Here is a 9,968-nt window from a genome sequence, read left to right as displayed (position 1 = left end):
CCCGGGTAGTGCTGGCAGCGGCATCATGTCGATGAAGGTGGCCCCCCTCGGCTGGACTCTGACCCATGAGAGTGGTGACGGTCAGGTGGCCATCTACCGGCCGAGCAACGTCAGCGAGTCGGGTAATGTGAGCCTGCGCATCGACAACACCGCATTCAGCGGCTGGACAGGAACCAGTAATGCCTATCTAGCAAAGGTGGCGATGGTCGAGAATGTGATCGATATCGACACATACACATTGATTTTCGAGCACCGCTGGCCAGCGACTAAGCGTTATAGCAATGGTCGTTGGGATTTTATTGGTGACAGCCAATTATTTTATTTTTTGCCTGCCTATGCGTCTGCCAATTATCAGTTTCTGTTTTGTTTCGGTTATCTGCTGTCGGTGCGACCAGGTGATCGTTACCATGCGGTGTTGAGCCATTACCCAACTACGTCCACATCAGAACTGTCACGCAACTGGGCGACCAATGCCGGATCTTCAAATACCAGTTATGGCAATACATTCCCATTGTTTGATAACACCAGTTATAGGGTATTGGCGCGGAATTTTACCCAATTGGCAGGGACGATTAATAATTGGTGGACCAAAGGATTGTTTGGCCGACCAGGCAATGGAATGAACTACCCAAACGGGCCTGATAATGCGTTTTATGCGAGTGCATCCCCGCCTATGGTGATGGAAACGGGTAATGAGCTACGTGGTTACTTGATTGGCCTCATTCAGCCATTTGTCAATGTAGCAGCACTTTCAGGCAAGAATTATATCGGATTGCCCGCATTGCCTGGAAAGATAGTGCGCCTGATCCAAGTCGGTTATGCAGAGTCGCAAGCTACAGCAGGTCAAATAACTCTTATGGGCTTCGACCTGACAGGCCCGTGGAGGTAATCATGGCGGATACCCTTCCGTACACACTTGTCACTGTGCCGATGGCGATTATCCCCATCAACAAGGAGGCCCGTAGCCAGTTCCAACCTCAGGATGTGGCCTGGCGTGGTGAACCACCGTTTTTCGCAGGCCCAGTGCGGCAGTTGTTTGTTAGCATGCCGACCAAAATCTGCGTTGGACAAGACTATTTCTGGCTCCGTGATGGGATACGTAACGTTGAGCAGGGCTACATCGAGAGCACGGTCACCATCGACGGGGAGGGCGTCCGGCGCCGGGTGCTCTGCCTCGACCAGGCGGGCAACCTCATCGGGGAGACCTACAGCCGCGCCAGCGATGGCAAGTACCGGTTCGATCTGCTCTGGCTCAACCGCCGTTACATGCTGGTCGCCCAGGACGATCCCGCGTTCGGCCCCGCCGATTACAACGCGGTGGCGGCCGACTACCAGCTCCCCACCCCTTACGCCCCCGGTGAGGGGGTTGGCCTGGCCTGATAGGGCCTCACCAGGAGGTACTATGTTCACGTATGCAGATGCACTGCGCACCAGCCGCGCCCAGCTGCTGGCGGCCGCCATCGACGAGGGCAGCGCGGGGCCAGCGACCCTCAAGATCTACACCGGTGGACGCCCCGCCCCAGGGGCGGCCATCACCAGCCAGGTGCTCTTGGTGACGCTGCAGTTCACCCACCCCTGCGCCCAGAGCGTGACGGGCGGTGTGCTGACGCTCAAGCCCCTGGCCGAGCAGATGGTCACCGCCAGCGGGGTCCAGGCCTGGGGGCGCATCACCAACCGGGACGGCGACTTTGTGGCGGATCTCGACGTGGGGCCACCGGAGAGCGGCGCCGACATCGAGATCCCCGCCAGTGAGCTGTTCACCGGCGCCATGGTGCGCATCAACGACGCCATCTTTACCGAACCCTAACCGCTCCCCGTGAGCCACGAGGTCAGCATGGCCAGAACCGACGCCCGGCTGGAGTTGCAGAAGGCCCGCAAGGCCAGCGCCGCGCTGGAGCTGAACCCGCTCCAGGTACAGCGCTATGCGGCCGTGCTGCGGGGCACCATCCTGCCGCCCAGCCTGACCTGCTCCCCGGGCCTGGTGCTGCCGAGCGCACTGCAGGGGACGGGGCCAGCGACCCAAGCCAGCCTGGTGGTGACGCCGGTTTACCCAGCCGCCCTGCTTGCCACGGCGCCGCTGCCGGCGGTCGAGATCGGCGCCGCCGTGGTGATCGAGGCGACCCTGGCCAGCACGGCCCGCCCCCTGATGCCCGCCATCGAGGCCGGCCACGACATCAACGTGTTTCGGGGGCCGAGCCACACCAGCGCCGATCATTTCGAGCGGGCCGGCTTGGTGACCCGGGCGGTGCAAAGCGACTGGCAGCAGCCAGCCCTCGTTTCTGCCCCCTGTCAGAACCATTGGCAAGAGGCCAGCCCCTTGCAGGCTGAGTGGGCCGGTCTGGCCGAACAGCTGCCCCGGGAGGATGGCACCGTGCGGGTGCCGTTCGATGAGGGGTTGGCCCTCGACGCAAGCAATGGCCATGGCTTCGACAGCCTACCCCCCGGCCATGCCGTGACCCGTTCGCTCTGGGTCGAGGGGGCCCCGGTGGGGCGCTGGCAGGTGAGCGGGTTTCGCAACCCCCCGCGCCAGGACAAGGAGTGGCAAGCCGACCGCTGGCAGGAGGCCACCCCGCTCGGTTTCACCCTGGGCGGCCAGCGCTGGCAGCTCGGCCTGCAGCTGCACAAGGGCTGGCTGTCGCGGTGGGAGGAGGCGATGCAGCCCCCCTGGGGGACCAGCCCGCCCCCCAAGCCGCCCATCAAGCCGGAGCGGCCAGACAAACGGACCAAGGTGCTGGCGTTCGGCCGCCCCCGGGGTGACGCCTCCCTGGAGTTCGTCTGGTATCCCGACAATACCCATGTCATCCCGACCAGGAGGGTCTATTTCGTGATCAACAGCGCCACCATCAAGCGGCTCAGCGACGGCATGCTGATCCCCGCCGAGAGCATCAACGTCGAGATCGATGCCGACGCCTGGGCCTGGCAGTTCAGCGCCCAGCTCCCCCTCATCAGTCTGGCCGAGGCCGTTGACAACGAGGAGGTGGAGATCCTGATCAACGGCCACCGCTGGGTGTTCAAGGCCGAGCGCTGGAGCGACGCCAGCGCCTTCAATGAGGAGTCGGCGACCATCAGCGGCCGCAGCCTGACGGCCTACCTGTCCAGCAGCTATGTGGTGCCGGCCAGCGACACCGAGGCCAATGACCGCACCATGGCGCAGCTCGCCGAGCAGCAGCTGCCCACGGGCTGGACCCTGGACTGGCAGGCCGCGAACTGGTTGGTGCCCGGCAATAACTGGTCGTTCGAGAACGAGACGCCGATCACCGCCATTCAGCGTCTGGCCGAGGCCGCCGGCGCCTTTGTGCTGCCGGACATGGCCAACAAGGCGATCACCGTCAAGCCGCGCTATCCGGCCCTGCCGTGGCAGCTGGCCAGCACCCCGCCGGATGTGGTGATCCCGCGCTCCATCATGCTCACCAAGGGGCGCCAGCGCGACCGGGGCAAAGAGGTGAACGGGGTCTGGGTGAGCAGTGGCGGCAACGTGCTGGGGCCCTGCCTGGTCAAGCGTCAGGGCAGCGGGGCGGATCGCCTGCTTCCGGCCCAGCTCAACCCCCTGATGGTGGACACCGATGGCATCCGGGCCTTTGGTAGCGCCTTGCTCGCCGAGGCGGGGCCCCGCACGGATGACGACATCGACATCCCCCTGTCAGAGGACACCGGCCTGCTGCTGCCGGGGCTGATTGCGGCCACGCCGGACGGCAAGGGGTACACGCGAGGGCTGCGGATCAGCGCGAGCTGGTCTGAGCAAGAGGGGCTGCTGGTCAGCCAGGGGCTCACCATTGAACGGCCGGAGGTATAACCGTGGCGAACATCTACCGCATGCTGGTCTCCCTGCTGCCGGAGCATGACCAGCGCAACATCGGGCAAGTGGTCAGCTATGGCGGGGGCTACACCCAGCTGCAGACGCTGGGGGGTGGCACCGTCAAGGTGCTGGGGGAGGGGGTGCCGGTGGGCAGTATGGCGTTCTTCAAAGGGGGCAGGCTGGAAGAGGCCGCCCCGAACTTGCCCAGCTATGAAATCGAGGTCTAGTGCGCGGCGCCATCATCCCGTTTAGCCAGAAGTTGGACGCGCTGGCGCACCTCGCTCAGGTCTAGCCGGGGCATCGTGCCCCGCTCGGCCTGCAGCTGGATCACCTCGTCGAGATCGACCAGGCTGCGATTCAGCTCGGTGACACGCCGCTCATAGTGACGCATCGCCGCCGGTGACCCGATTTGCTGGATGAACGGCAGGACATCAAGCTCATCGCCTATCCCCGCGATCTCGCGCTCGATTAGTTTTACAATCACTGCAACCTCCCATGTTGTTGTTATGCAGCGGCGTCATGTAAACTTGCCCCGTGACTCGCGTCAGGATCTTTCGCTCCTGCGCGGCTGGCTTGATCTCCTGCACGTCACACGACACGACTCTGGCGGGTTTTGTGTCACCTCGCGGCCACTTCGGTGGCCGCACCTATTTACTGTATTTCTATACAGTAATCCTATCCCCCAGGCCTTGCAATACTGCGCCGCTTCCCATCCCTGTTACTACCGTGAAAACACTCTATAAGCCCTTGAAAACCAAATTTGGGTTATCTGCTTCTAATTTGCCATAATTGGGTGTCAGAACTGACAGTTGACAACAATAATGGTTGAACGGGATGCGCTGGAGACGTACTTAATGGCCATCCGAAAGGTTTATGTCACAAAAAGGGCAAGGCAGTTCTTGAAGTCAGCAAAGCAACACTTGGCCACGTTGATCCGGGACGGTGGTTATAGCCTGGCAGATGTGAGCTTTGAAACAAAGATACCGCTGTCGAACTTGACGCGCTGGGTGGACGTGAACAATAACACCTTCATGCCTCTGGACGCTGCGGTCGTGATAGCCGACTTCTTGGGGATGCCGGTCAGGGATGTGCTGCCGCCGGAAAACATCCCACCGACCGAAAGCGAGCGCTACAAGGCGCTTGAAGTGTTTTTGACGGCCCCCGTACCCCATGTGGTCATGATGGCCGACATTTACCGCAAGATGGTCAGGGTGATCAGGGAGTAAAAAAAGTGGGGCAGAATGCCCCACTGTTATTTCATCCGCTCCTTGGTGAGGATCACCTCGCACCCGCTGAACCTGTCCTTATTGCCCCGCGAGGGGTCTTTGCGGGGTGGCACCACGGCCTGGCCGTCCAGTTCCCCCGTGCTGACCCAGTGATAGAGCCTCCCCTCGGTCATCCCCAGCAGCAAGGCGGTCTCCTTCATGGAGTAGCTTTGCCGCAGTTCAATGTCGTCCCGCGCCTTGTCGAACGACCCCGCCACCATCTGCAGATAGGCCCGCTCGGCCAGCTGCTGCGCCGCTGCCCCAAACCGTGTTTCTGCATAGGTCGCCTTGTCCTTGCCGTGCCGCGCAGTCCAGGTCCCCTTGCTTACCGATACCCCCACGCTTTTCCCCTTGGTTGAATCCCATCCCTATAGCAGCGCCCAGACGGCCGCCGGCACCTTGCCCGGGTCATAGAGCCGCCTGGCCGCGATCTCGGCCCGGCGGTGGTCGATGGCCGCAATGACGGCCAGCTCCTCCTCCTGACCGAGCGCGGCCGCCTTGTTCTGCATCCTCGGCGCCACCGCTTCCAGGGTGTCCCGGCTCTTGAACCGCCGCAACCTGATCACCAGTTCGTTCATCCCTGCTCCCGCTGCACCTGGTTACAGCCGCTTGACGCTGATCTCATACACCGGTTTGCCATCTTCCGTGCTGATGATGACGGCCCCGTCATTTTTCAGGGTGTGCTCGGCCACGGCGACCAGCGCGGGCACGGTGACATCCGTCTTGTCAGCACCCCAGCGCTGGCTTTTCAGCAGGGTGCCGGCGTAGATATTGCCGGTCAGCCCGGAGTGGGCTACGTGTATCTTTTTCATCCCATTCCCCTATATGTCAGAGAATCTGTGCCCGCATGCTGGGCATTCATAATTCACCCAGTCCACGTCGCATCCGTTGGATTGAGTGGCACCACCACTACCAACCTGTTTCATGGCCGTGCCGCACTTCTCACATCGCACCAGCTCGGATTCGTCGCTTATGTTTTCTGATTGGTCATTCATGGGCTGTTTTTCCTATAACAGTTGATTGCGCCCGGCCGGCCAGCCGGGCCTCCTTCCGTGGTTTACTGCTCGGCGCGCAGCGCGGTGACGATCTCCTGACAGGTGGCGCGCATCACCCGGATGTTCAGCAGCATGCCGGAGCTGGCGGCTGACCAGCCGTGCTCGGCCATGGCCTCGGTGAACCTGGCCAGCAGCAGCGGCTCCAGTATGCTGGGGGCCACCCCCAGCTCGACGCATACCTTGCCCAGCTTCTCCTGGTACTCCAGGTATGACTCCTTGGTCAGGTAACCCCCGCGCAGGGCGGCCGGCAGCTCATAGTCGAGCATCAGGGCGGCTATCTTCTGCTCCAGCTCCTGCCGTTCGTTCTGGGGCATGCTCACATCGAGCTGCAGGGTCAGCTTGCTGCCGGCGACGGTCAGCTTGCCCTTGGCCCAGGTGTGGGTGACGGGGGCCGCCTTCTCTGCCTTGCCCTTGGGCCTGGCCGCCGGTGCCGCCTGAGTGGTCAGCAGCGGCTGCCAGTCGCGCAGGAAGGCCACCAGCGCCTCGTCAGCATCCTCGGGGTGCTCGGTCTCCAGCCAGTCGTGCTCGATCTGCTCGCTGGCCTCGGCCAGGGGCAGGCCGCCCTTGACGATGGCGTCCAGCGACTCGGCGATCTGGCTGCCCTGGTCGGCGCTCAGGCTGCTGGGGTTGCGGAACAGGTGCATGATCTGCAGCGGGATCTCGGCGGTCTTGATGCAGCGGGTGATGGTACGGCGGCTGACGTTTTCGCCTCGCCCCTGCAGGTACTCCTCGACCTTGCGCAGGCTGCCATGCTGGCGTTCAAGCCGTGCATAGCGCTTGCCGCGCTCCCAGGGGCTGGTCGGGTTGTAGTGGTTGCCCACCTCGGCCAGGTGCTGCATTTCCTCGTCGGTCAGGTCGTCGCACACCAGGACGTTATAGGGTGCGCCCTTGATGATGCAGCTCATGCGCCGGCGGCTGCCGTTCGGCACCTCGATCACCCCGTTCACGCGCCGGCCCTTGGCGAACTCGTCGTTGCCGTGGACCGGATCCAGGGTGGCCAGGATGTCGCCCAGGGTGATGGTGTCCAGCAGGGCCTGCTCGCGCTCGTTGCCGAGCCAGACCATGGTGGCCTGCTCGACCTTGTCGGCGGGCACCTGAACCACTTCCCAGACGATGTCGCGCCCCAGCAGGGTGTCTTTGATCTTGTTGCCGGCGGCGTCGTTCGCGGTGACGCGACGGGCCAGGCGGGTGACGCTGGGGATGGCAGAGATCGGGGTGATGGGTTGTTGTTCGTTCATGGGGGGATCCTCAGTAGTCGGTCATATCGAGCGGCGAGCGCAGCCCGAGATAGGTGGGGTGGCGCGGCTTGTCTTTCATGCCGACCGGGAAGTGTTTGAACTTGACAAGCTGGCCCACTAGGTCAGCGCGCTGTTGCCAGAGCTGGGCCCGTTCCTCGGCGGTGAAGCCGGTGCCGATCTCGAACTCCACCCCTCTCCAGCGGGCCACCAGATTGCCGAGTACACCGGCTGGCACCAGCCCCGCCTTGGCGCTGCTGCGCTTGGCCAGCCCCAGCTCGTTGCGCTGGGCAGCGTTCTGGTTGTGCATCTGTTCGGTGGTGCCGATGATCACCGCCTCATCATCGACAAAGCGCTTTAGCTTGAGCAGCCAGCCCTGCTTGGCGGTGCTGCGGCCATGTTTGTAAGCCCCATCCGGGCAGCGGATCATCACCCCCTCATACCCCAGCTCACCGACCCAAATGCTCTCAAAGTCGTCCAGCTCTTGCGGCTCGCTGATGAGCTTGGCGGGCACCACCTCGATCCAGCTGCGCAGGGCATAGGGTAGGGTTGCTACCCTGGCCTGCAGTGCCTGCAGACGTTCGGCATAGCCGCCCGGGTGGTCGAACAGATCGAACACCCTATAGGTAAGCCGGGGTTCGCCGTCCTGGCTCATCACTGCGCTATTGGTGGCGCGGTATACGTCAGGGGCGCTGGGGTGACCCACGGTAAGTTCGCCATCCAGCCCGTGCAGGGCGGGGTCGGCAGCCAGTGCCTGCAGGTGGCGGTTCGGCAGTGGCTTGAGGCTGTTACTGAGCGCCTGGCCCGTCATCATCACGCACCGGATACCATCGATCTTCGGCATGGCCAACAGTGGGAAGCGCGGCGCCCCTTCCAGATCGCAGCCCTTCATAGGGCGGAAGGTGCTCATGCTGATGCCCCCCAGCGCGGTTTAAGCAGGGTCTCATTGACCTCGGTAAACAGGGCATCCCACATGCCGCAGGCGTTTTTCCAGGCCGAGGGGCTGCTGCGTTCGCTGCGGTCCTGTTCGTACACGGTGCGCATCCTGATCTGGGCCTTGCCCACCTCCTCGGTGACGCGCACTGGGTTGGCCAGCACCATGCCGCCCCAGGCCTTGTGAATCTCTTCCTTCACCTTCTGGCTGCTGCTGCCGGCGACGTTGGCCAGCTTGGTGACCAGGATCCGCACGTCAGGGATGGCCCAGACATCCTCGTCCGGCACGGCGCTGGTGATGTCGCGCAGCAGGCTGAAAAACTGTTCGGTCGATGCGGTGTCATGCACCTCGGCCGGGGTGGGGCAGATCAGCACGTCAGCGGCGAACACCTGGGCGATGGTGCCATCGGCCAGGTTCGGGGCGCCGTCGATGATCACCAGGTCATAGTTGGCGCTGATGGTCTCGATGCCGGCGCGCAGCATCAGGTGCGGCGGGTAGGGCAGTTCCAGCTTGTCCATTTCCTTGTCGATGCGCTGCAGCTCCTGATTGGCGGGGATCAGGTCGATGCCAGGCCAGCAAGTGGGATGGATGGCATAGGCCAGGCTCTGCTCGCGCCCCAGCATCCAGGGGGCGATGGTCTTGCCACCATCGACCCAGCGGGACGACCAGCCGAAATAGTCGCCGGCCGTGCCCTGGGGGTCTGAGTCGATCAGCAGCACCCGGTAGCCCAGCAGGGCGAACCGTTGGGCAGCATGCACCGCGACGCTGGTCTTGTAGGCCCCGCCCTTGTTGCTGGCCACGGCCACGGTGACAGCGTGGGGCTGTACCAGGGCGGTGCCGAACAGCTCGCGCATCCGCTGTATCTGGTAGAGGGTGTAACCGAGCTTGGCGCCGTGCTCGTTACGGTCTGGGGGTGGCAGGCGACCATCCTTCTCGGCCTGGTCGATAGCGGCCCGGGCGACGCCAACCAGCTCGGCAGTCTCGCTGACATTGAACCGGCGGGTGATGACGCGCTCGGTCGGCGAGGTGGTGCCAATGGCATCTTTCTGCAGCCGCTCGCGCATGCTTTGTGAGTTGTTGACACACTGGTTAAACAGTGTCGTAAGTTGTTCTTTCATCTGGTTTGATCTCCTGTCTGTTTCGACCACCTAAAGATTACACATTTTTGGCCAAAAGCAATTAAAAAGTGTAAGTAAGTTAAAAATCTGACGGAGCTATCACGCCCACTGTCGGCGAATGACTGTCGCAGCCTGGAGGTATCAGCCATGCCTGCCGATGCCAATGCACCATAGAGCGGTGCAAAACCGTCGCGCTGTCAGCGCACTTCCGCCTGAGCAGGCAGATAGGCAAGGTAAGACAAGGGGTTATGGCGCACTCTGCAAGCAGGCGGAAGTGCGAGCCAAGCTGCACACCCACCACCCTGGCCGGCTCGATTGACCTAGCGGCCATTGATTCACGCGCCACTACCTTAATCCGGCCACTGCCACCGCCAACAATCACACCCCATCACAAAATAATCTTTGTCGCCATGTCGTTAGCACCACGCCATGACAATCACACCCCAAACACCATGCAATAACCACACCCCATTCACGTATCACACCCCAAGTAATGGTGATTACCACACCCTCAGCGTTAAATATAAACGTTTATATTTAACGCTGAGGGTGTGGTAATCACCAT

13 protein-coding genes are annotated in these 9,968 nt (G+C 62.4%); 6 read left to right on the top strand and 7 right to left on the bottom strand.

Going from position 1 to position 9,968, the window contains the following annotated elements; all coding sequences use genetic code 11:
- The 5 genes from AB5Y51_RS00065 to AB5Y51_RS00045 form a co-directional block, all read left to right on the top strand.
- Nucleotides 1-889, top strand: an 889-nt coding sequence (locus tag AB5Y51_RS00065; protein WP_368177836.1) for a hypothetical protein, incomplete at its 5' end; no start/stop codon positions are given.
- A 155-nt stretch (nt 890-1,044) separates the two neighbouring features.
- Complete coding sequence (locus AB5Y51_RS00060) at nt 1,045-1,380, top strand: hypothetical protein (protein ID WP_368177835.1); 336 nt, start codon at nt 1,045-1,047, stop codon at nt 1,378-1,380.
- Between the two features lie 22 nt (nt 1,381-1,402).
- A complete protein-coding gene (locus AB5Y51_RS00055) occupies nt 1,403-1,807 on the top strand; it encodes a hypothetical protein (RefSeq protein ID WP_368177834.1) in 405 nt (134 codons plus the stop codon).
- Between the two features lie 27 nt (nt 1,808-1,834).
- The gene (locus tag AB5Y51_RS00050; protein ID WP_368177833.1) at nt 1,835-3,793 is read left to right on the top strand and encodes a hypothetical protein; all 1,959 of its coding nucleotides are present in this window, start codon (nt 1,835-1,837) and stop codon (nt 3,791-3,793) included.
- 2 nt (nt 3,794-3,795) lie between these two features.
- The gene (locus AB5Y51_RS00045; protein ID WP_368177832.1) at nt 3,796-4,023 is read left to right on the top strand and encodes a hypothetical protein; all 228 of its coding nucleotides are present in this window, start codon (nt 3,796-3,798) and stop codon (nt 4,021-4,023) included.
- On the opposite strand, the gene AB5Y51_RS00040 is transcribed toward AB5Y51_RS00045, so the two are convergent.
- Complete coding sequence (locus AB5Y51_RS00040; protein ID WP_368177831.1) at nt 4,020-4,280, bottom strand: hypothetical protein; 261 nt, start codon at nt 4,278-4,280, stop codon at nt 4,020-4,022. The two genes, AB5Y51_RS00045 and AB5Y51_RS00040, sit on opposite strands and share 4 nt — an antisense overlap.
- A gap of 370 nt (nt 4,281-4,650) precedes the next feature.
- Here AB5Y51_RS00040 and AB5Y51_RS00035 point away from each other — a divergent pair, with 370 nt between their 5' ends.
- Entirely contained in the window at nt 4,651-5,022 is a 372-nt protein-coding gene (locus AB5Y51_RS00035; RefSeq protein WP_368177830.1) for a hypothetical protein, read from the top strand.
- Nucleotides 5,023-5,048: 26 nt separating this feature from the next.
- Here the strand turns inward: AB5Y51_RS00035 and AB5Y51_RS00030 are convergent, their stop codons facing one another.
- The 6 genes from AB5Y51_RS00030 to AB5Y51_RS00005 form a co-directional block, all read right to left on the bottom strand.
- On the bottom strand, nt 5,049-5,402 hold the full coding sequence (locus AB5Y51_RS00030; protein WP_368177829.1) for a hypothetical protein: 354 nt from the start codon (nt 5,400-5,402) through the stop codon (nt 5,049-5,051).
- A 27-nt stretch (nt 5,403-5,429) separates the two neighbouring features.
- Entirely contained in the window at nt 5,430-5,639 is a 210-nt protein-coding gene (locus AB5Y51_RS00025; protein WP_368177828.1) for an Hha/YmoA family nucleoid-associated regulatory protein, read from the bottom strand.
- A gap of 21 nt (nt 5,640-5,660) precedes the next feature.
- Nucleotides 5,661-5,873 carry a hypothetical protein gene (locus AB5Y51_RS00020; protein ID WP_368177827.1) on the bottom strand — a complete coding sequence of 71 codons (213 nt, stop codon included), beginning with the start codon at nt 5,871-5,873 and terminating at the stop codon, nt 5,661-5,663.
- A 245-nt stretch (nt 5,874-6,118) separates the two neighbouring features.
- Nucleotides 6,119-7,354: a hypothetical protein gene (locus AB5Y51_RS00015; RefSeq protein ID WP_368177826.1), complete on the bottom strand. Its 1,236-nt coding sequence runs from the start codon at nt 7,352-7,354 to the stop codon at nt 6,119-6,121.
- 10 nt (nt 7,355-7,364) lie between these two features.
- On the bottom strand, nt 7,365-8,261 hold the full coding sequence (locus AB5Y51_RS00010) for an ATP-dependent DNA ligase (RefSeq protein ID WP_368177825.1): 897 nt from the start codon (nt 8,259-8,261) through the stop codon (nt 7,365-7,367).
- The gene (locus AB5Y51_RS00005) at nt 8,258-9,403 is read right to left on the bottom strand and encodes an AAA family ATPase (RefSeq protein WP_368177824.1); all 1,146 of its coding nucleotides are present in this window, start codon (nt 9,401-9,403) and stop codon (nt 8,258-8,260) included. Before AB5Y51_RS00005 ends, AB5Y51_RS00010 begins: the two co-directional genes overlap by 4 nt.
- Nucleotides 9,404-9,968: the final 565 nt, after the last annotated feature.

Origin of the sequence: Aeromonas sp. R7-1, from assembly GCF_040908115.1 — a bacterium.
In the GTDB taxonomy this organism is placed as follows: domain Bacteria; phylum Pseudomonadota; class Gammaproteobacteria; order Enterobacterales; family Aeromonadaceae; genus Aeromonas; species Aeromonas caviae.
This window is presented reverse-complemented; position numbering and strand designations above follow the sequence as displayed.

Coding starts and splice junctions, on each gene's coding strand:
- AB5Y51_RS00060 (WP_368177835.1), top strand. CDS start 1,045: ATGCCGACCAAAATCTGCGTTGGACAAGACTATTTCTGGCTCCGTGAT.
- AB5Y51_RS00055 (WP_368177834.1), top strand. CDS start 1,403: ATGTTCACGTATGCAGATGCACTGCGCACCAGCCGCGCCCAGCTGCTG.
- AB5Y51_RS00050 (WP_368177833.1), top strand. CDS start 1,835: ATGGCCAGAACCGACGCCCGGCTGGAGTTGCAGAAGGCCCGCAAGGCC.
- AB5Y51_RS00035 (WP_368177830.1), top strand. CDS start 4,651: ATGGCCATCCGAAAGGTTTATGTCACAAAAAGGGCAAGGCAGTTCTTG.
- AB5Y51_RS00025 (WP_368177828.1), bottom strand. CDS start 5,639: ATGAACGAACTGGTGATCAGGTTGCGGCGGTTCAAGAGCCGGGACACC.
- AB5Y51_RS00020 (WP_368177827.1), bottom strand. CDS start 5,873: ATGAAAAAGATACACGTAGCCCACTCCGGGCTGACCGGCAATATCTAC.
- AB5Y51_RS00015 (WP_368177826.1), bottom strand. CDS start 7,354: ATGAACGAACAACAACCCATCACCCCGATCTCTGCCATCCCCAGCGTC.
- AB5Y51_RS00010 (WP_368177825.1), bottom strand. CDS start 8,261: ATGAGCACCTTCCGCCCTATGAAGGGCTGCGATCTGGAAGGGGCGCCG.
- AB5Y51_RS00005 (WP_368177824.1), bottom strand. CDS start 9,403: ATGAAAGAACAACTTACGACACTGTTTAACCAGTGTGTCAACAACTCA.